This is a genomic window from Sporomusaceae bacterium ACPt (genome assembly GCA_041428575.1).
GTDB lineage: Bacteria > Bacillota > Negativicutes > Sporomusales > Sporomusaceae > Sporomusa_D > Sporomusa_D carbonis.
In genome coordinates this window covers 2,347,501-2,368,418 of the sequence record CP155570.1, presented here as the reverse complement: position 1 = coordinate 2,368,418, position 20,918 = coordinate 2,347,501, and the positions used below count along the sequence as shown (strand labels likewise).

Here is a 20,918-nt window from a genome sequence, read left to right as displayed (position 1 = left end):
ACCAAGAAGCATTCGTTGTCAACAACCCTGTAATTCTTAATCGATCGTCATCTTTGGCAAAGAGATTGCTGTTATTTTACAATAATATGCCTGCAGGTGTTGGGTGGTGCCGGAAAAATCTGTATTGGGAACCAGGTTTACGGAATTTAAATGCAAGTAAGGTATCAGGTAAGTCACTGCAAAGGAGGCGAGATCCGTGTATAACGACACAGTACTTGATCATTTCTCAAATCCGAGGAATATTGGTGAAATAGCCGACGCCGACGGTATAGGCACTGTGGGAAACCCTATCGACGGTGACTGGATAACTGTTTATGTAAAAATAAAAGATAACGTGTTGACTGATGTCAAAGTCAAAACTTTCGGTTGTGCCGCTGCGATAGCAGCAAGCAGTATGCTTACAGTCATGGCTATTGGTAAGACGGTTAAAGAAGCGCTGCAAATAACAAATGAAGCGGTGGCGGAAGCCTTGGACGGACTGCCGCCTAAAAAAATAAAGTGCTCAAATATTGCAGCCGATGCGCTTCACAATGCCGTTCTAGATTATCTCGCTAAAAATGGACAGTAAGGGAGGCGGTCGCGGTGATTCTTGCACGGGAACAAATAAATAGATATTTAAGGCATATTATTATACCGGAAATTAGCGGTCCAGGCCAGAAAAAGCTCTTGGAGTCATCTGTTTTGGTATGCGGGGAAAGCGTAAACGCTGCAGCTCCGGCAATATACTATCTGGCTGCATCCGGCATAGGATGCATAAACTGTCATTTTGAAACTGCCGAAGGATTTGACAGGCTTTCGGCAAGTATACGCGATTTAAATAGCGATGTGTCAATTGCGTTAGCCGGTGGCAAGGATAGTGAGTTGCGGATTTTTTTAGGCAGGCCGGAATTTATTATCAAGAAGAGCGATAGCATAACAGAAGATTTTGTTCCCTCCATAATAGCCCTTCATAACGGCTGGCAGGGGGGGATTGAGGTTTTTAAAGATCTGGCAACAGCAAGTTTATTTCTGGCAGCATTATCGGCTGGGCAGCAACCATCTGATGGCTGCCTTGAGGACAATCTCATCAAGAACGGAATATTTTCAAACTGCCTTTCTGGTGCACTGTGCGCCATGGAAGCCATAAAACTATTACTTGCTATTGGCGAAACGGCAAACGACCTCTTATACTTTAATCTTCTGTCTATGGATTTCATAAAAGCCCGCCAAGAAGACCTCGCCCGCACCATAGCTGAGCTGGGCACCCTAAAACCGGAAGATTGCCGGGAAATCGGACTGGAAGGAGGCAAGGTGCTGATTGTGGGAACCGGAGGGCTCGGCTCTCCCGCAGCATATGCACTTGCATCAGCAGGCATCGGGACAATCGGCCTGGTGGATTATGATACTGTTGAAATAAGCAACCTTAACCGTCAAATACTTCATGCCGCTTCAAGGATTGGCATGCCCAAAGCGGAATCGGCCGCAATATTTTTAAAAAGCATAAATCCACAGCTTACTGTAAACACCTACAATACGCATTTGAACAAAGATAATGTTTTTGACATTATTGCCGGCTACGATGTTGTTATTGCTGCCGTAGATAATTTTCCGGCCCGCTTTCTATTAAACGACGCTTGCTTCTTTGCCGGAAAACCAATGATCGACGCGGGGGTAATCAGATTCGACGGGACGTGTATGACAATTTTAACTCCTAAAGGTCATTGTTATCGCTGCGCACTTCCCAACATTCCAGCTGCGGGTAGTACACCGTCCTGCGCCGAATCAGGCGTGCTTGGTCCGCTGCCGGGAATCATGGGTTTTATCCAGTCGGCGGAAGCCGTAAAGTTATTAACAGGCCGGGGAAATCTTTTGCACGACAGAATTATCTACTTCGATGGCCTGTATACCCATTTTCATACTATTACATTGAGCAGACAAAATGACTGCCGGTTATGCGGCGTCAATCCCACGATACATGAACTCCAGGAATACGAATTTGTTTGTCCGGATGCTGCTAATGAAGAATAAACACCATGATTAAATATTTACTAACAAGCACTTGCATTTCTAACGGTTTTGAGTATAATTTTAAATATATAGTGAAAAAGACAATTATATATTGATGTGCTGATTAGTTAAAAAACTAAAGGCCGGTAAAGATATTTCTGATTTTGCAGAAATGTCTTTCCGGCCTTTTTATTATATTATCAGAAAGTATAACTACTTTCTGATAATAACCCAAACCCGGGTCGTGGAATATGTTCCCCGTTTGGTCGTAGTGACGCAGGCCGAACTGCAAGGCAAAACAACGGTCGAAGCGTCGCCTAATTCAGAGCAGGCCGGAATATACCGACGTCTGGCCCCAAAAATTATTGAAACCATTGAATTAAAGGTTCCATCGCCGTTGGATACTGCCGAGCTAAGAGCATGGGCTGCAGCGTGGGCCGATCATTTGCTGGTGCTGCCGGTATTTAACAGATAAAAAGCAGACAAAGCAAGTTTTCCTAAACTTGTATGATACATAAGTTAATAAATATAAAAAGAAAGGATTGACGGTTAATGAGTGAGGAACAAATTATTCAGGATATTAACTTGCAAGAAAAGACTTGCCTCAATCGGGAACAGCGGGCCAACGGTATCAATGTTTTTTACGGGAAAGCTACTGATTTAGTCCAAAAAGCCAGAGATGGAAGCTTAAAAAATTGCGAACGAAAATTCCAGCAGACATCTGGTTGCATGTTGAATTTTTATTTAGCGGTCAGAGTTACGTCGATCCGCGATGCGGTTACTATTTTTCACGCTCCTGTAGGTTGTTCTTCTTCGGCTTTGGGGTATCGGGAACTTTTCCGCGGCATACCTCCGGCGCTGGGACGTCCGGCTCAGTATGATTTGCAGTGGCTGACCACTAATCTTACGGAAAAAGATGTAGTATATGGTGCCGGTGAAAAATTGCGCAAGGCCATATTCGAGGCTGAACAACGCTATTCACCTAAAGCAATTTTTATTCTGACTTCCTGCACTTCCGGGATTATCGGCGAAGATATTGAAGGAGTTGTCGGCGAGGTTCAGCCGGAAGTTAACGCCCGGCTTGTGCCGGTGCATTGTGAGGGAGTACGTTCGCGGCTGGTGCAAACCGGCTATGATGCATTCTGGCATGGTATTTTGAAGTATTTGGTGAAAAAACCGGCCAAGAAACAGCCGGACTTGGTTAATGTCGCCAGCATGCTGTCATATACCTGGCAGGACCGTTTAGAGATCAAGCGGTTGCTGAATAAAGTGGGTCTCAGGCCTAATTTTATTCCGGAGTTTGCGACCGTAGAACAATTTGAACAACTGGCTGAAGCCGCTGTTACTGCGCCGCTGTGCCCCACGTATACCGATTATCTGTCCCGCGGCTTGAAACAGCAGTACGGAGTTCCCTTCTTTCTCTATCCTTCGCCCATGGGGATTGCCAACACTGACGAATGGCTGCGGCAGATTGCCCAGCACACCGGCAAAGAGGAAGAAATTGAAAAACTCATTGCGGAAGAACATGAGGTCTGGGTCCCTAAATTGCAAGCCATTCAACAGGAATTTGGCAAGCTGAAAAACGGCGAAAAACCAAAAGTGTTAGGGGCTTTGGGGCAGGGGCGGCTGCTGGCGCAAATGCCGTATTTTGACGAGTTAGGTCTGGAAGCGGCAGCGGCAATCTGCCAGGATTTTGACAATCTTGTCCTGGAAGAAGTCGAAGGCCTTATTAATAAAATCGGCGATTTTGATATTTTGGTAAATACTTTTCAGGCCTCCGAACAGGCCCATATTACCCGAGACAAAGATCCTGACATCACATTAACATGCCCCTTCCAGGGCAATGCCTATAAACGCGGCAAGGATGTAACACGTATTCACGCTTTACGGGGAGATCCCATGCCGTGGAGCCGGCAGAGCGGGTATGCCGGTGCTGTTGCTTGCGGTAATTTCCTGTTGCAGTCGACCAAAACACGGTCTTTCCAAAAAACCATGCTGGATAAGACCCAGGATACGTATCGTGATTGGTGGTATAAACAGCCTGACCCGCTGTACTATTCTTACAAGGAAGGTGTGTAACATTGGCGGTTAATGAAGAAAACCGAGCCGTTTCGGCGTTAGAAGCCCCAAGGTATTCTTGCGCTTTAGGCGGCGCACATTCCGCAGCATTAGCCTTATACGGAGCGGTGCCTATTCTCCACTCAGGTGCCGGCTGCGGGTTGGGACAGTTATTTGGTCAGCATTATGCGGGCGGACAAAACTCGGGAGGACCGCAGGGGACAACAAATACCCCTTGCTCTTCACTTGTTGAAGAACATGTAATCTTTGGCGGGGAAAATAAGCTGCGGGATCTGATAAAATCGAGTATTGAAATAATGGAAGGTAATTTTTATACGGTTATTTCCGGTTGTGTGCCTTCGCTAATTGGTGATGATGTCGATTCGGTAGTCAAAGAGTTTAGCAAACAGGTGCCGATAGTCCATGTTAAAGCTGCCGGTTTTACCGGTAATTCATATCATGGTTATGAATTGTTTTTTGATGCGGTCATTGACCAACTGCTAAAACCATTGCCGCCAGAAAAAGGTCTGGTGAATATCTTTGGTATTGTACCTTATCAGCATGTATTCTGGAAAGGTGATTTAAAAACTATCAAGCAGACACTTGCAAGTATCGGCGTAAAAGCCAATATTATTTTTACTGAATTCAATGGCCTGGAGAATTTGCAAAATATTCCTGCTGCCGAACTTAATCTGGTGTTTTCTCCCTGGCATGGCCATACTGTTGTCAAGAAACTGGCAGAGAAGTTTGGTACTCCTTTTCTGGAATTTCCCAGTGTGCCGGTTGGTCCTAAGCAAACAAGCAAATTTTTGCGAAAGCTAGCCCAAGAATTAAAACTGCGTGACAATGTTGTGGAACAGTATATTGCCGCAGAGGAGAAGATTACATATCGCTTTACCGAGTATTTAGGTGACGCCCTGATTCTGGGTTTTCCGCATGCGTATTATGCTGTTGTCGCCGATAGCGCCAGTGCCATCGGGATTACCCAGTACTTAACGAATGAAATAGGCTATTTGGCGGATATTGTGATTATTACCGATAATCCGCCTGAGGAACAGCGTCATATCATCCGGGAAGAACTAAGCGAGGGTTTAGAAAGTGCTGTAAAACCGGAGATTGTGTTTGAAATTGATTCGCATCTGATCAGACAAAAATTAAAAAACCGTAGTTTCTTAGTCTTATTTGCCAGCTCGTTGGAAAAACACATTGCGGGAGAAGAGTTTTCAGCTGTCCATTTAAGTGTGGCTTTTCCGGTACTCGACAGGTTAATAATGGAGCGAAGCTATGCCGGTTTCCACGGCGGTCTAGCACTTATGGAGGATTACGTAAGCAAATATGTCGGACCGTTATAAGATAAAATAAATGACAGGCCAGAAGGCGAGCGCACACACGATAAAGGCCCGGAAGTTGCTGGAGGAACAACTTTTCGGGCCTTCAGTGATTAATTGCCAACGCTGTGTTGCTGTGTGGCGAGAAACCAGTCGATGAGCTGGCAGGAAATACTGTCTTTGTCGGGGATATCAGGCAGCGTGCCTGCCGAAAACCAGCGGGCAGCGACAATTTCGTTATTATCAACCGTTATTTCCCCACGCGCATATTGAGCGGTAAACGCAATCATCAGTGAATCTTCCTAAAAAAACACAATTTCTTGAAAAAACCTTCTTGACACAATAAGATATCAGGCTTATTATTAATTACCAATAAGCGGAAAATAAATAATTGGATTTGTTGGCTGTATAGAATGCATTAAAGATATAAAAATGAATTTTTGGATTTCGATGCTAAAAATTAGAAAATAATGATTATCCATTGAGAAAATAGTTCTTGGCACTTTTGCCGAAGTCTTCTTTGTTAATCCACTCTCGTGTAAGACTGATTAGCAAAGGGGAAGTTATACAAATGAGACCAGTAGATCAATTGCCGGAAGAAATCATCCAAAAAAGGTTAAAACGATTAAAACGGTGGATGACATCATGTAAAGATTCGCGGATGCGACAGCGATATCAAACCATTTATCTATATTTGCAGAAATACTCTAAAGAGGAAATAGCCAAGATTATTGGGCGCTGCCTTACTACCGTTTATAAGTACATCAACTTATATATGGATGCCGGTATCAAAGGCCTGCGCATGAAACATTCGCCCGGACGCCCCACCTTTTTAACCGAAGAACAAAGTCGGAAACCATAGTAACGATGATGTAAAAGCTAAAAAAGAGCATAGCAAACAGACCATCTATGAGACGGTTTTTGGAAAAAATAACAGCGTTGCAAGAATGCTATCCAGTCTTAATTACTGAGTACCCTTGCCGTTTAGCAATACGAATGAGCTGCTCTAGGGTAACTTCACGAGATGCAGGTATCATTTCAGCTTTTTTATACAGCTCAGGGTTGTATGGCTCGCTTTTTTTAAGAATGTGATATATAGCAGTAAGTAATATTCGTGCAATAGCTGTAATAGCACGTTTATGACCGCGTCGTTTTTTGATGGATAAATAGCGGCCTTTGATTTCAGGGTGTTTATCACTTGTAACAACCGCATTAGCGATTTGTACTAAAAGGGGTTTGATATAAACACCGGCGCGTGTGTAAGTCCTCCTTTTAGGGTTAATGGGCGCTGCTTAGTGTGCGCACGTTATTTTTTTGTTGTATCAGCCACTTGGTTATCAATGCGGTAAGTTCGTCATGTTTGCCGGTAAACACATGGTCTGCTTCAATGCGGGCAATTTTCTTTTCACCATGATAACTGTTATACAAAAGTTCTGATCCTGATGGCGGCACAACTATATCTTGATTGCCATGAACAATGAACAGAGGTGAACGGTGAGCCTGGATTTGCTGCAAAGGATCATACCGGTTTTCCAATAAATCATGAACAAAGTTGGGGCTGATGCTGAACCCCTTGCCTAAAAAGTTAGCGACTGTCTGGCCGTTCAGAGAACGCTGCCATAACTCAGGTCCTAATATGATGTTCCGGAAATTTTCAATAGGCTGAATGACGGGCGCTAACGCTATCCGGCCGGCAATGCCGCTGTCGTCATGACAGAGCACAATCAGGCCGCCCAGGCTGTGACCCAGTAAGTACACAGGCAGGCCTTCAAATTCCGGCAGGCTTTTAACCCAATCAATAACATTATGTAGATCTTCCTGCCAATTTCTTATTGTTGTATCTGCAGTGAAGTCGCCCTCGCTTTCGCCGGAACCGGTAAAATCAAAGCGAACAGCAAGTAAACCCGCAGCTTCAATGGCATTTGCCACGTGAAGCATTAACTGATTACTACCGATTTTATCACCGGTAAAGCCGTGGCAGCAGATGACCAGCGGCGTTTGTTTTACTGTAAAACTGTGTGCTTGAACCATAGCAGAAAGTTTGCGATTGCGGCTAAGGATCCATTCATGTTGTTTCATCTTTTGTTTCTCCTCCTAAAATAAAATTAAGGCCAAAAACGACTTAATACGTTTTTTGGCCTTTAGTCTTTTCTAATCAGCGTAAATATTAATTTTATTATATTATATCAGGCATATAGCTATTAGTCAACGTCAGTAAGCGTCTATATTGTCAATAAGCGTCTATACTAACTCAATATCAATCAGTCCAGCACAAATCAATAATACATGACTGTAAATTACCATTTGTAAAGGCGTTTTCCAGGAAATTAAAAAATTTGATAAACAACCCACAACCCTCTTGTGTTTCTTTTGGGGATTCAGTATAATATATTAAAAGTTAAACATCAAATTTACAATGCGACTGATTGGTAGAATTAACCAAAGGTCAGAATAGCACTTCTGCGGGAGTGTTGTTCTGACCTTTTTCGGTTTTTCTACGCAATTCTGGGAGAGGAGTAACACATGAGCAAAAAAATTAAGCAAATTGCAATCTATGGTAAGGGCGGTATCGGTAAATCGACAACTACTTCGAATATCAGCGCCTCGTTAGCAAAACAAGGCTACAAGGTGATGCAGTTTGGTTGTGACCCAAAAGCTGATTCAACGAATACTCTGCGGGGCGGTGCCTATATTCCTACCGTGCTGGATACCTTGCGCGAGAAGAACAAGGTATTAGCCGAAGATGTCATTTATAAAGGCTTTGGCGGTGTGTATTGCGTGGAAGCGGGCGGTCCGGCTCCGGGCGTTGGCTGCGCCGGCCGGGGCATTATCACGGCAGTTCAGCTTCTGAAACAATTAAAAGTGTATGATGAGCTGGATCTGGATGTTGTGATTTACGATGTTTTAGGCGATGTGGTATGCGGCGGTTTTGCCGTACCGATTCGTGAGGGGATAGCCGAGCATGTGTTCACCGTCTCTTCTGCGGATTTTATGGCTATTTATGCTGCCAACAACTTGTTTAAAGGCATCAAGAAGTATTCCAACTCCGGCGGCGCGCTCCTTGGCGGCCTGATCGCCAATTCTATCAACGCTCCTTACTCCCGGGAAATTGTTGATGATTTTGTAGAGAGAACAAAAACGCAGGTAGTGGAATATATTCCCCGGTCGGTAACCGTAACGCAAGCCGAGTTGCAAGGCAAAACAACAGTGGAGGCGGCGCCTGATTCAGAACAGGCCAAGGTCTATGGCCGTCTGGCGAAAAAGATAGTTGAAACAGCCGAATCTAAAGTCCCGTCACCTTTAGAAACAGCAGAATTACGGGAATGGGCGGCTAAATGGGCCGATCAATTATTAGCATTGGAAACAGGCGAAGTACGCAGTTCGGCAGCTGGAATATAGCAACGAGTAAAAAGGTTTACAAGAGAGGTGAGAACATATGGGTTGCGTATGCCCTGGCAGCATAAGCGCAGATATACTTGAGAAAATCGGCAGGCATCCATGTTACTCAGCCGATGCTCAGCATAAATATGCCCGCATTCATTTGCCGGTGGCTCCCCGGTGCAATATTCAATGTAATTATTGCAACCGGAATTTTGATTGTGTGAATGAAAGCCGTCCGGGCGTCACCAGCGAAGTATTGACACCCGAACTTGCCAAAGAGAAATTTGCCTGGGTTAAAGAACAGATTGAACAACTAAGTGTGGTTGGTATTGCCGGACCGGGTGATGCGCTGGCTGATTGGCAATTTACCCGGCAAACGATTGAAAATATTAAAGCAATTGATCAAGATATTCTTTTTTGCTTGTCTACCAATGGATTAATGCTGCCGGAGTACGCCCCGGAAATTGTGGCTTTGGGTATTAAACATGTCACGGTTACTCTTAACGCATTAGATCCGGTTATTGGCGCAAAAATTTATAAGTTTGTATCCTATCAGGGTAAGTCATATATAGGTGCTGAGGCAGCAGAACTGTTGCTCGCTAACCAGTTGGCCGGCATTGAGTATTTAGTGAAAAGCGGTGTGTTGGTTAAAATCAATATAGTTATGATCAAGGGCATTAACGACAAGCATATTTCTGCGGTAGTCAAGAAGGTAAAGGAATTGGGGGTGCTTGTTACCAATATCATGCCCCTTATCCCGGCACCGGGAAGCGCCTTTCAGCATTTGCCCCAAACCAGCATGAAAGAGCTTAACGCCTTGCGGGACATCTGTCAGCTTGATATTCGCCAGATGCGCCACTGCCAGCAATGCCGGGCCGATGCCATCGGCTTGTTGCATGAAGACCGTTCCCAGGAATTCCGAATGTACAACCGCTTCCAGGGTGAACTGGCGGTGAAAAAACACCAACCCCAAAAAAATTACCGGATTGCAGTAACCTCAAAATACGGAAAGCTGGTTGACCAGCATTTTGGTCATGCAACCCAATTCCTTATTTATCAGGGTGGCGGGCAGGAGTTTTTGCTCAGGGAGACGCGGGCAGTGGATCAGTATTGTGCAGGTATGGCCGAATGCGATGCTGAGGATACAGATACCAAACGGGATAAGATTATTGAGGCCTTGAAAGATTGTAACGCGGTGTTGACTATGCGTATTGGCTACCATGCCAAAGAGCAACTGCGGAAACAGGGAATTTATATTGTGGAATACTGTGACTCGGTAGAAACCGGTCTCCGTTATGCGGCAAGTCAAATTGCCGACCTGCCTTTTGAAAAAGCGAGCGGGTATGAGTGAGCTTTGGATTCAAAAGGAATTGGTTATTTGACGAGGGGATGATGCATGTGGCTAAATCTATGACTATCACCTACAAAATCGGTACTGCTTTATATATCAATATTACCAATATTACCAATCGTTGTACTAATAACTGTGTTTTTTTGTGTAAGGAACAATTTGATCTATAAAAAAGATATAACTCCTTCTTTAGAAGGACTAATCAACTCAGTTTCTATCAGCTTTAATGCTAAGAATGCTCAAGATTACCAGAAAATCTGCACATCCGTATTTGGCGAAAAAGCCTATTGACAAATGGTTTTTAAGCAGTATAATATATATACAATATATACCATTTTTGGCCGATCAGAAAGACTGAAGGCTAAGGCATTATCTGCGAGGAGTGCCTTAGCCTTTTTATTTACAGAGTAACATTGCATCTTGCTTAGTGGAGCATGCCTATACAAATTCTTGGAGGTGTAATGCGTGGAAAAAGTAGTTCAAAAAAAAAATCTGCTGCCACAAGTCTTAGAATTGATTCGGCATTCTCTTCATACCATCCAGTATGGGTATTTAATATTGACAGTCCAAGACGGGTACGTAATTAAGATGGAGAGAACAGAAAAATTTATTTTTTCCTCAAAAAACAAAACTGGATATATTAAGGGCGACATTCCTACTGGGCAGCATTCATTTCAAGCAAAAATAATCGCTCAACTGCAGGGGTTAATGTATGGTCAGTTGATTATCAGGATTGAAGACGGCAAGGTCGCCCAGATCGAGAAAACAGAAAAAAGACGTATTAACGAATATGAAGGAACACATGGGGATGGTATATAGTGTTTAAGATAAGGCTGGAAGTTTTTGTTTAAGTGTTAAAACCGGAGCAAATAAATCTCCCAACTTGGCGGCGCGGTCTAATACCTGATTGGCTTCAAATGTCAGCGAATCGGGTTTATTTTGTTTTAGTACGGCGGCAACTTCTTCCCAGGTTACCGGCGTGGAAACTGTCGGATGATCTTTGGCGCGAAGGGAGTAGACACAGACGGTAGTTTTGTGCTCATCGTTCTGGCTCCAGTCAATAAACACCTTGCCGGCGCGAAGGGCTTTTTTCATGTTGGCTACTACCCGGTCAGGGTGTTTTTCCTGCAGGCGGATAGCTAACGCTCTGGCAAAATTCTTGGTAAGATCGTAACTTGCAGGCGTATTAAGCGGGACGTAGACCTGCAAGCCCTTAGAGCCTGATGTTTTTGGGAAACTTCTAATTTTATGCCGGTCAAAATAATCTTTCAGCCATAGTCCGACCTCGGCGCAGTCTACGATAGTAGCCGGTGCTCCGGGGTCAAGGTCGAATACCAAGAGCGTTGGCTTGGTGACAGCCGGCGCCAGCGACAGAGAGGTGTGGAGTTCAAGCGCCGCCAGGTTTGCCGCCCATACCAGTGTCGGCAGGTCAGCGGCATTGCAGAAATTTATATTGCGGCTATTACTGCCGCTCCATACCGGGATGGTTTTAATCCAGTCAGGCCGGTGAGCCGGGCAGTCCTTTTGATAAAAAAATTTGCCGTCAACGCCATTGGGATAACGTTTCATAGTGAGTGGGCGGTTGGCAAGATGAGGAAGGAGGACAGGCGCGATTCGGATATAGTAATCGAGCATTTGGCCTTTGGTAAAACCGGTAGCGGGATAAAATATTTTGTCAAGGTTGCCGATTTTTAGTTTGCGCCCGGCAACGTCAATTGTTGATTTCATTTTGCTATTACTGGGCACTGGCTTTTTTCCTCCTGCCTGCCGCAGTTGATTTTTCGGTTTTTGCACTTTTTTCGCCTTTGCCGCTGTTCTTGGTTTTTATGGCCGAGATGCTGGCTTCAAGAGCAGCCATAAGGTCAATGATTTTACCGTCGTCCTTGGCTTCAGGCTGGCGGACAATTGTCTGTCCTTCGGCTTTCTTTTCAATCATTTCCAGCATCTCTTGATAATACTGGTCATGATATTTGCCAGGTTCAAACTCGGTAGATAGTGACTCAATAAGTTGTTCGGCCATTGCCAGTTCTTTTTTGTCCGGTTCGGGAACATCTGAGGGCAGGTCCTCCAGTTGTTCCGCAGCAACTACTTCGTCGGCAAAATGCATGGTGGATAATGCCAGGACATTTCCCGTCGGCCGGATAGCGGTCAGGTATTCTTTATTGCGCATAACGATGCGGGCGATGGCCACTTTGCCGGTTTTTTGCATGGCGGCAAGCAAGAGTGAGTAGGCTTTGCCTGCTCCTTTGTCGGGAGTAAGGTAATAACAGCTGTCATAGTACAACGGATCAATCTGTTCAAGTTTAACAAAGTCTTCTATGGAAATGGTGCGGGCGTTTTTCGGCTGAATGGCCTCAAGTTCTTCACTGGTGACTACTACATACTGGTCAGGAGAAACTTCGTAGCCTTTGACAATACTTTCGGCTGGCACCTCGGCACCGTCTGCTGAGCAGACTTTCTTCAGGCGGATGCGACAGCCGTCAGATTTCCGCAACTGGTTGAAATGAATGGTTTTTTTCTTTACAGCATTATATAGTTTGACAGGAATGTTGACAAGGCCGAAGCTGATTGATCCGCTCCACATCGGACGGGGCATAGATGACACCTCCGGATTAGTTTTCGCGTATTATCTGGCGTGGGTCTTTATCATCTCTTAAGCCTTTAAATGATGGATGGCGAAGGGTATGATTGGGCGTCCATTCGGTAAACTCAAACTCGCCTACTAGTTTTGGCTTGACATACTGGACATGCTTAACCGCCGGATTTTGGGAGAAGGGGTTGGTGTTTTGACTCAGGGGGTGCAGCAACTCGGCGAGTTTGGCTAAAGTGCTGTGAGTGAACCCTGTACCTACTTTTCCGGCATATAAGAGGCGTTGCGGGATGCCCCGAGCTGCTGCTGCTTCTGGTGTAACATCATAACAGCCGACAAGCAGGGCGCCAATTTGACCTTGGCGTACGCCTTGGCCTGGTACCCAACCGCCGATAACTAATTCCTGGCGGTGCTGGTTTTTGATTTTGAGCCATGCGCCGGTACGCTTGCCGGCTTGATAGGAACTGTCCAGGCGTTTGGCGATAATGCCTTCAAGGCCCAGTTTGCGGCTGGCAGTCAGAATGGCTAGACCATCACCGGTTTTATAGCCGGGAGTCTGCCAGTTAGGGCCGTTGAGCCCCAGGCTTTCCAATATGGTGCGTCGCTCAATATATGTCTTGTCTAATAGCTTCCTTCTGTCTAGGGATAAAATATCGAAAATGATATAATGGGCGGGAATCTCCTGCATTTTTTTCGCAATGATTTTTTCACCGGTTAGCCCCATGCGATGCTGAAGCTGGGAGAAGGAAGGCAGTCCCGCCTGATCAAAGGCGACAATTTCCCCATCCAGAATGAGTTCCTGGTGATTGGGGCTTACCGCCTCAGCCAGCATAGCAAGTTCGGGATATTGGCCGGTAATATCTTTGAGGTTGCGGCTGATAATTTTGAGCTTGTTGTTCTCTATGTAGCAAATAGCTCTAATGCCGTCCCATTTGATTTCAAAGCTATATTCACCTTGGCTGGGAAGTTGTCCGGGTTTAGCTAACATTGGCTTGATTATCGGCATAGTATCCTCATGTGTTGAATATTGTGTGCTGAAAATTTTGTTATTAGTTTTTGCACCAGAAATAATTCTATTACAAACAAAAAAACAGGCCGGAATTCATTCCGGCCTGTTCGTTAGACGATCATTGATTATCTGTTTGCTTGGAAGCATTCGCGGCAGTATACAGGTTTTCCGGCAGTCGGGCGGAAAGGAACCTGAGTTTGAACGCCACAAGCACTACAAGTAGCATCAAACATTTCACGCTGCGGGCGACTGTTACCACCCATACGGCTGCCGTTTTGACGTTTTCTGGCTGCACGGCATTCCGGGCAACGGGAAGGATCATTTTGGAAACCTTTCTCAGCGTAGAAAGCTTGTTCAGATGCGGTGAAAGTAAAGTTAGCGCCGCACTCTTTACAGTTAAGTTCTTTGTCTTGATAATCCATGTTTAACCAACCTCCATTAAATGTTTTGACTCAAACAATTGCTGGTCGGTTGGTCAGGACACTTAGATACTAGCCATCGAGAGCAATTATGTTTTGTCATGTAATCAATATAACCTGCAAAAGGGTGATTGTCAAGAGCTGAATAATAATTTTTCCAATTCATCCAGCATATTTGAAAACTTATTAAGTGTAAGCTCAATCGGCTGTGGTGTTGACATATCAACTCCGGCTTTTTTGAGGATATTTATCGGGTAGTCTGAACCGCCACTCTTTAAAAAGCCAATATAACGCTGCTGAGCACCATCACTTTCATTTAACATATTTTCGGCTAAAGTAGTAGCTGCCGCATAGCCGGTAACATACTGATAAACATAGAAATTCCAGTAAAAATGAGGAATTCTGGCCCATTCAATATCAATTTCGGTGTCAACGACTATTTCCGGGCCATAGTATTTAGCATTAAGGTCATGCCACATTTCATCCAGTAAATCAGCGGTGAGTGTTTCGCCGCTTTCGGCCTTATCATAAATACTCTTCTCAAATTCGGCAAACATGGTTTGCCGGTAAACGGTAGTCCGCACCATTTCAAGATACTGATTGATTAAGTATAATTTTTTCTGCTTATCAGTAGTAGTTTTCAAAAGAAAATCGTTTAGCAGGATTTCATTGGTCGTTGACGCCACCTCGGCGGTAAAAATGGTGTATTGGGAAGTAGCATACGGCTGGGTGGCCTGGCTATAGTAGCTGTGGATCGCGTGCCCCATTTCATGGGCCAGAGTGCTGACATCTTCGAGTCGGTTATTGTAATTTAAGAGCACAAATGGATGAACGCCGTATACACCCCAGCAGTATGCACCTGTTTGCTTGCCTTTGTTTTCATAGACGTCAATCCAGCCGGAAGTCAGGCCTTTATTCAAAATCTCCGAGTATTCAGGCCCCAGTGGCGCTAGGCCGTCACGTACCAATTTTAGGCCGTCAGAGTAGGCGATATTAAATTTTACTTCCTTGGCTAATGGGGTGTATAGATCATACATGTGGATGCTGTCAAGGTTTAGAGCTTTTTTCTTGAGGGCAACGTACCGGTGGAGCGGCGCTAAATTTTTATTGATGGTGGCCACCAGATTCTCATAGACACTGACCGGGATGTTGCCGTCAGACAGCGCTGATTCTAATGTTGAATTATACTTGCGGGTGCGGGCGTAAAACATGTTTTTCTTGACATTGCCTGACAGTGTCGCCGCAAAAGTATTACGGAAGGCGTTATATGTGCCGAATAAGCCGGTAAATGCATCTTTCCGCACACGGCGGTCAGTTGACATAATGAGCGAACGGTAACGGCCTTCACTGAGCGCAATTATCTTGCCGTCTTCGCCGGCAATTTCGGGAAATTTCATATCAGCATGGGCCAGCATGTTAAATGTCGTTTCTGATGCTTGTGTGGCTTCGACCGACCGGGATAAAATTTCTTCTTCTGCCGGTGATAATACATGCTGCTTTAGACGGGTTAAATTGTCAAAGTAAAAACTATACTCAGCCAATGACTGGTCGCGGCGGAATGCGGCCAATATTTCGTCTGGTATAGCCAAAATTTCCGGCTCAATAAACGAAGTCGCAGCGCTGGCCTCGGCGAGCAAACCTTCGGTTTTGCCAACAAGTGATTGGTATTTGGCATTGGCTGTATCTTCATCGCGGTGCAGACGGGCATAAGCGAATAATTTACCTGCCGTAATGTTAATATCATCCCGTAGTTTAAGGCAGGATAAAAGCTTCCCGGCTGATTGGGCCAAAGTTTCTTTATACTGAAGAATTTGCGGCAGGGAATCTTTTACTTTGGCAAAGTCGGTTTGCCACAAATCTTCATTAGCATAGATATCTTCAACATGCCACTTATATTCAGACTGGACTTGGTCGCGGGATGGCAGGCCGGTAGTAGTTTGCGACATAGAAAAACACTTCCTTTCAGAGATTATCAATGACTTATATTATATATTAGCACAGTATTGCGGTATTTCCTGGTATAGCATGCCCGAAGTAAAATAATTTCTATACTTTGAAGAACTTCAAGATGCCGTCGCAAATACTTTCGGCAGCATTATCGCGCCCGTCAACACTTGTCAGGAGCATTTCTTCTACCGGGTTGGAGATGAAGGCTACTTCAACTAATATGGCTGGCATATCGGTGTAGCGGAGTACGTACAGACTGGCAAATCGTGCTCCCCGGTTTTTGGTGCCTAGTTTATCGGCCAGACAGCGTTGCACTAGCGTAGCTAGTTTTACCGACTCTTTATCGCCATAGTGGAAAGTCGTAGTGCCAACAGCTGTGTTACTGGTAAAAGAATCATTATGGATACTGATAAATAAATCAGCTTCAGCCTGATTGGCAATTTCCACTCTTGCCGCCAGCTCTTCGCCGGCCGATGCGTCAGCATGCGCTGCATCAGAGTCTGCATCTCTGGTCATAACTACTGTAGCGCCGTTTTTTTCGAGTTTTTCTCTGAGCAGTAAGGCGATAGCCAAAGTATTATCTTTTTCCATGGTCCCGGTTGAACCAATTGCACCCGGGTCGCTGCCACCGTGACCCGGATCCAGGCAAATGACTTTGCCGGCCAGGCGTGCATTTTCCGTGTCTTCAATTCGGTCATCTGCCTGGTTTATAACCGGCAGTGGCGGCAACGACGAATTTTTGGAGTTTATGAGAACGATTTCCCGCTGGGCATCATAACGTATTCCCCAATTTAAAGTTCTGGCTATATTCCGTAGAGTTATCAATAAATCACGGCTGACACGGGTATTACCAGGCAAATAGCGCCCATCTATCATTATCCGCATACTTTCACCATCCCTACGCGTAATAGAGTTTACCTTGTTTCATTTTATGCAGCGGCGTTTTCAGCGGTGAATACGGTTTACGCACAAAGGCGGGCAGGATATTTGACAAGTGTAGCCGAAACTACTATACTGGCAGGGAGATTACGGAATCAGGAGAATATCTGTGAAGGTTTTGTTATCAACTTTAAATGCTAAATATATTCATTCATCGTTGGCCTTACGATATTTGGCCGCTTATTGCCGGGGGCCGGGTTACGGTATCACTGTCCGTGAATATACGGTAAATAACGGTTTGCTCGAAATCCTCAGCGATATTTATGCTTGTCAGGCTGATATTATTGGCTTGGCTTGCTATATCTGGAATATTGAAGCCAGCCTGGAGCTTGCCCGGTTGATTAAAAAAGTACGGCCTGGGGTTGTTATTGTGCTGGGCGGGCCCGAAGTTTCCTATCAGCCGGAAGATGTATTGGTCAATAATATTGCTGTTGACTATATAGTCTTAGGTGAAGGAGAGCAGACATTCAAGGTTTTACTGACAGCTCTGGCCGAAGGAAAGACGGTTGCGGGGATTGACGGCTTGGCGTATCGCCGTGACGGTAAAATTATCGCCGGTCAACCGCAGGTAGTGCCTAAGCTTGATGATATTCCTTTTCCTTATAGCCAAGAAGAAGTAGCATTATTAAAAGATAAAATATTATATTATGAGAGCTCGCGCGGTTGCCCGTTTTCCTGCCAATACTGCTTGTCCGGCGCCACTTCAGGTGTGCGGTTTTTGAGTAAGGAACGGATACTTAGCGACTTGCAGTTTTTTGTTGACCATGATATAAAGCAGGTTAAATTTGTTGACCGTACTTTTAATGCCCGTAAAGAGCATTACTTTCCTATTTTGAAGTTTCTGGCCGCCCAAAATTGCCGGACTAATTTTCATTTTGAGATTGCTGCCGATATTTGGGACCAGGAAGTGTTGGACTTTTTACAGGATGTGCCGCATGGAAGGTTTCAGTTTGAAATTGGTATTCAGTCAACAAATGAAAAAACACTTGCCGCAATAAAACGCCACAATAACTGGCCGCGCATTGTTGAAAATGTAAGCAGGGTAAGGGACTACGGCAATATTCATTTGCATCTGGATTTGATCGTTGGTCTGCCATACGAAGATCAGGCTTCGTTCGCTAAATCATTTAATAATGTTTATAGTCTTCAACCTGATATGCTGCAGATTGGGTTTCTTAAGCTTTTAAAAGGTTCAGGTATTAGAGAAAATGCCGCCAGGCACGGATATGTCCACATGGATACTGCGCCGTATGAAGTATTGGCGAATAGCTATCTTGACTATAGTCAAATCAGACGGCTCAAAATCTTAGAGGAAGTCTTTGAACAGGTATATAACAGCGGTCGCTTTAAGTTTAGCCTGCCGTGGCTTATTGCCGTTACCGGCAACAGCCCATTCGAGTTTTATTATAAATTGGCTTATTATTGGGAGCAGCAAGGTTACCATTTGGTGGCTCATAGTGCCAAGACGCTATATAAACATTTGGCTGACTTTTGTACTGTTTTTTATCTTAACGTGGTAACCATTTATCTTGAGTTTTTGAAATTTGATGCTCTCATGAGCGAGAGCGGCGCAGTGCGGCCGGAGTTTTTGCCTTGGAACCAGACTAATCAGGCGGCCAGTGACCTGTGGGCAGAATATAAGACTAATTTTTGGCGGGATAGCGAGCGGGTGCGACAGTATCTGCCGGACTACGTGTTTACTACCTGGCGGGATATTAAGAAAAGTTATCATATTGAAGTGTTTGCCGTCGATATTCCCGCGTATTTAAAGAACGCCGGAAATTTAGCTCATACCGAAGTGGCTGTGCTGTTTGTTTACCGGAATAATCAAACGTCTTATCAGGTGATTAAACATGATGATTTCTGGACCTAGATATAATGTATACTCCGACTACCTACGTAAAAAGTACGGCGAAAAGGTGTACAAGCTTCCGGTCAGCTTGCCGGTAACCTGTCCGAACCGTGACGGTGAATGCGGGCATGATGGCTGTGTATTTTGCGGTGAGATTGGCGCAGGATATGAAAACCTGCCGGCATGGCTTTCCGTTAGCGATCAATTGGCTGCCAACAAGGCTCATATTGCCCCCAAATATAAAGCCCGGAAGTTTATCCCTTACTTTCAGAATTTCAGCAATACCTATTTGCCGGTAGATGAGTTAAGGCAGCATATCGTGGCAGCTTGCCAGGATGACATAGTGGCAATTGCGCTGGCTACCAGGCCGGACTGCATTAATGAGTGTTATTTGGAAATGTTGGCGTCCGTTCGTGATGAGTACGGTATAGATATCAGTATTGAACTGGGGTTGCAGACTGTTAACTATCACACCCTAGCTAAGATTAACCGCGGCCATACGTTAGCCGAATTTATCGATGCCACCCAACGGGTAAAACGTTGGTCGATGGACGTATGCGCCCATCTTATCTTAAACCTTCCCTGGGATGACATGGCTGATGTGATTGAGAGCGCCAAAATAATGTCGGCGCTAGCGGTTAACCAAGTCAAACTGCATGCTTTATATATTGTCAAAGGCACGGTTATGGCTGATTGGTACCAGCGGGGAGAAATTACTTTGATTAGCAAGGAAGAGTACATTGAAAGGGTAGTTGCTTTTCTTGAATACCTTCATCCCGGTATTGTTATTCAGCGTTTGATCGGCCGCGCGCCTAAGACTAATACATTGTTCACCAATTGGCAGACCGGTTGGTGGAAGATACGCGAAGCCATTGAAAAACAACTGGTTGAGCGAGACACGTGGCAGGGTAAAAAATGTATCTATTTAAATGGTTCAGCAGTAAGGAAATTCTTATAGTAGTTCATAACTTGACTGGAAACAATGTTTATGTTTGATTTCTTCGAAAAAACTTGCTTTTCTGTGTTTTTGTCAACTTATTTACAAAGAGAGTTAGAGTTGTTAATATTATACTGCAGTTTAAAACTAAGGAGAGTGTAGTATTAACAATGAGAAAGATTCAACTGTTAAAGCAGATAGAGAAACTTTCCTCTCTGCTTCACAGCCATGACCTTACCGAATTCGATTTTTCCGCCGCCACGATCAATGAAATGCGGCAAAAGCTCGATAGGCTGACTGAAGAATATATCGAGTGTTATTGTTAAACATCGTCTTATGCGATGTTTTCTTTATTTCGTTTAATAAGTTTATTGACATAAAGTATCACTATGTGCTAGCATGAGTGAATTAATTTTGCAGAGGATGGTAATGACAAAAATTATCAAGATAAGATATATTGACACAATACAATGTGCGTGTTAATATATAAAAGTCGGCTGCGGCAAGCAGTGACAATAATTTACAAAATAAGATATATTGACACATTAAAATATGATGTGCTAATATATAAAAGCTGTCTCTACTGATATAGTGGCAGCGCAAAAAAAAGAATGTGTTCCCTGAAAACTGAACAATGTAAGAATGCATCAAAAGCGTACTATTGTAGGGGCTGCATAATATTCATGGTCTTGACGGCCGTGATGTTATGTATTCTCGATACATTGTACGGGCCAGATGTGCGGTTCGTGTGTCGCTTGCGACATACGAAAACCTAAATTAATTCTTTATTGATTTAACGAGCCAACAAATGGCTTCATGATAACGCGGATGTTCGACTGCTAACGCAGCGAACAAAGCGATCACATCAGCGCCAAAGCGCTGTGTGCCTGCTTTTCATGGAGGGTTTGATCCTGGCTCAGGACGAACGCTGGCGGCGTGCCTAACACATGCAAGTCGAACGGAGTATTCATTTATGGATACTTAGTGGCGAACGGGTGAGTAACGCGTAGACAACCTGCCTCTAAATTGGGGACAACACCGCGAAAGTGGTGCTAATACCGAATGTGGTATCCTGGCCGCATGGCGAGGATAAGAAAGGTGGCCTCTATTTATAAGCTACC

The 20,918-nt window shown here is 44.6% G+C and carries 20 protein-coding genes and 1 rRNA gene (1 of these 21 running past the window's edge); 13 read left to right on the top strand and 8 right to left on the bottom strand.

Features of this window, described 5'->3' with window-relative positions; genetic code table 11:
• Positions 1-196: 196 nt before the first annotated feature.
• The 5 genes from SCACP_RS12250 to SCACP_RS12230 all read left to right on the top strand — a co-directional run bounded on the left by SCACP_RS12250 (position 197) and on the right by SCACP_RS12230 (position 5,396).
• Positions 197-568 (top strand): iron-sulfur cluster assembly scaffold protein, encoded by a 372-nt coding sequence (locus tag SCACP_RS12250; RefSeq protein ID WP_425057846.1) that lies wholly within the window; start codon positions 197-199, stop codon positions 566-568.
• Between the two features lie 14 nt (positions 569-582).
• Positions 583-2,007 carry a ThiF family adenylyltransferase gene (locus tag SCACP_RS12245; protein ID WP_425057845.1) on the top strand — a complete coding sequence of 475 codons (1,425 nt, stop codon included), beginning with the start codon at positions 583-585 and terminating at the stop codon, positions 2,005-2,007.
• A gap of 151 nt (positions 2,008-2,158) precedes the next feature.
• The gene (locus tag SCACP_RS12240; protein WP_425057844.1) at positions 2,159-2,461 is read left to right on the top strand and encodes a hypothetical protein; all 303 of its coding nucleotides are present in this window, start codon (positions 2,159-2,161) and stop codon (positions 2,459-2,461) included.
• Between the two features lie 77 nt (positions 2,462-2,538).
• Complete coding sequence (locus SCACP_RS12235) at positions 2,539-4,065, top strand: nitrogenase component 1 (protein WP_425057843.1); 1,527 nt, start codon at positions 2,539-2,541, stop codon at positions 4,063-4,065.
• 2 nt (positions 4,066-4,067) lie between these two features.
• The gene (locus SCACP_RS12230; RefSeq protein WP_425057842.1) at positions 4,068-5,396 is read left to right on the top strand and encodes a nitrogenase component 1; all 1,329 of its coding nucleotides are present in this window, start codon (positions 4,068-4,070) and stop codon (positions 5,394-5,396) included.
• Positions 5,397-5,485: 89 nt separating this feature from the next.
• Here SCACP_RS12230 and SCACP_RS12225 read toward each other — a convergent pair whose 3' ends face one another.
• Complete coding sequence (locus SCACP_RS12225) at positions 5,486-5,662, bottom strand: hypothetical protein (RefSeq protein ID WP_425057841.1); 177 nt, start codon at positions 5,660-5,662, stop codon at positions 5,486-5,488.
• Between the two features lie 281 nt (positions 5,663-5,943).
• Between SCACP_RS12225 and SCACP_RS12220 the strand changes: the two genes are divergently transcribed.
• Positions 5,944-6,234, top strand: a complete 291-nt coding sequence (locus SCACP_RS12220; protein WP_425057840.1) for a helix-turn-helix domain-containing protein — start codon at positions 5,944-5,946, stop codon at positions 6,232-6,234.
• Positions 6,235-6,650: 416 nt separating this feature from the next.
• Here SCACP_RS12220 and SCACP_RS12215 read toward each other — a convergent pair whose 3' ends face one another.
• Entirely contained in the window at positions 6,651-7,451 is an 801-nt protein-coding gene (locus SCACP_RS12215) for an alpha/beta hydrolase (RefSeq protein WP_425057839.1), read from the bottom strand.
• Between the two features lie 444 nt (positions 7,452-7,895).
• Between SCACP_RS12215 and nifH the strand changes: the two genes are divergently transcribed.
• From nifH to SCACP_RS12200, 3 genes are all read left to right on the top strand, one after another.
• The gene (gene nifH / locus SCACP_RS12210) at positions 7,896-8,771 is read left to right on the top strand and encodes a nitrogenase iron protein (protein ID WP_425057838.1); all 876 of its coding nucleotides are present in this window, start codon (positions 7,896-7,898) and stop codon (positions 8,769-8,771) included.
• A 37-nt stretch (positions 8,772-8,808) separates the two neighbouring features.
• The gene (nifB, locus tag SCACP_RS12205) at positions 8,809-10,104 is read left to right on the top strand and encodes a nitrogenase cofactor biosynthesis protein NifB (protein WP_425057837.1); all 1,296 of its coding nucleotides are present in this window, start codon (positions 8,809-8,811) and stop codon (positions 10,102-10,104) included.
• A gap of 465 nt (positions 10,105-10,569) precedes the next feature.
• Positions 10,570-10,923 carry a DUF2292 domain-containing protein gene (locus SCACP_RS12200; RefSeq protein ID WP_425057836.1) on the top strand — a complete coding sequence of 118 codons (354 nt, stop codon included), beginning with the start codon at positions 10,570-10,572 and terminating at the stop codon, positions 10,921-10,923.
• 3 nt (positions 10,924-10,926) lie between these two features.
• Here the strand turns inward: SCACP_RS12200 and ligD (SCACP_RS12195) are convergent, their stop codons facing one another.
• The 6 genes from ligD (SCACP_RS12195) to SCACP_RS12170 form a co-directional block, all read right to left on the bottom strand.
• Complete coding sequence (gene ligD, locus SCACP_RS12195; RefSeq protein WP_425057835.1) at positions 10,927-11,850, bottom strand: non-homologous end-joining DNA ligase; 924 nt, start codon at positions 11,848-11,850, stop codon at positions 10,927-10,929.
• Complete coding sequence (locus tag SCACP_RS12190) at positions 11,840-12,700, bottom strand: Ku protein (RefSeq protein ID WP_425057834.1); 861 nt, start codon at positions 12,698-12,700, stop codon at positions 11,840-11,842. The genes ligD (SCACP_RS12195) and SCACP_RS12190 overlap by 11 nt, the downstream gene beginning before the upstream one ends.
• A 16-nt stretch (positions 12,701-12,716) precedes the next feature.
• Positions 12,717-13,700 carry a non-homologous end-joining DNA ligase gene (gene ligD / locus SCACP_RS12185; protein WP_425057833.1) on the bottom strand — a complete coding sequence of 328 codons (984 nt, stop codon included), beginning with the start codon at positions 13,698-13,700 and terminating at the stop codon, positions 12,717-12,719.
• 128 nt (positions 13,701-13,828) lie between these two features.
• Positions 13,829-14,125 (bottom strand): zinc-ribbon domain containing protein, encoded by a 297-nt coding sequence (locus SCACP_RS12180; RefSeq protein WP_425057832.1) that lies wholly within the window; start codon positions 14,123-14,125, stop codon positions 13,829-13,831.
• Positions 14,126-14,256: 131 nt separating this feature from the next.
• Positions 14,257-16,068, bottom strand: coding sequence for an oligoendopeptidase F (pepF, locus tag SCACP_RS12175; RefSeq protein WP_425057831.1), 1,812 nt, complete (start codon positions 16,066-16,068; stop codon positions 14,257-14,259).
• Positions 16,069-16,168: 100 nt separating this feature from the next.
• The gene (locus SCACP_RS12170; RefSeq protein WP_425057830.1) at positions 16,169-16,954 is read right to left on the bottom strand and encodes an N-acetylmuramoyl-L-alanine amidase family protein; all 786 of its coding nucleotides are present in this window, start codon (positions 16,952-16,954) and stop codon (positions 16,169-16,171) included.
• Positions 16,955-17,117: 163 nt separating this feature from the next.
• Here SCACP_RS12170 and SCACP_RS12165 point away from each other — a divergent pair, with 163 nt between their 5' ends.
• From SCACP_RS12165 to SCACP_RS12150, 4 genes are all read left to right on the top strand, one after another.
• Complete coding sequence (locus SCACP_RS12165) at positions 17,118-18,881, top strand: B12-binding domain-containing radical SAM protein (protein WP_425057829.1); 1,764 nt, start codon at positions 17,118-17,120, stop codon at positions 18,879-18,881.
• On the top strand, positions 18,862-19,818 hold the full coding sequence (locus SCACP_RS12160) for a TIGR01212 family radical SAM protein (protein ID WP_425057828.1): 957 nt from the start codon (positions 18,862-18,864) through the stop codon (positions 19,816-19,818). Before SCACP_RS12165 ends, SCACP_RS12160 begins: the two co-directional genes overlap by 20 nt.
• A gap of 149 nt (positions 19,819-19,967) precedes the next feature.
• Positions 19,968-20,123 (top strand): hypothetical protein, encoded by a 156-nt coding sequence (locus SCACP_RS12155; RefSeq protein WP_425057827.1) that lies wholly within the window; start codon positions 19,968-19,970, stop codon positions 20,121-20,123.
• Between the two features lie 567 nt (positions 20,124-20,690).
• Positions 20,691-20,918, top strand: a 16S ribosomal RNA gene (locus SCACP_RS12150); it runs 1,329 nt beyond the window's last position.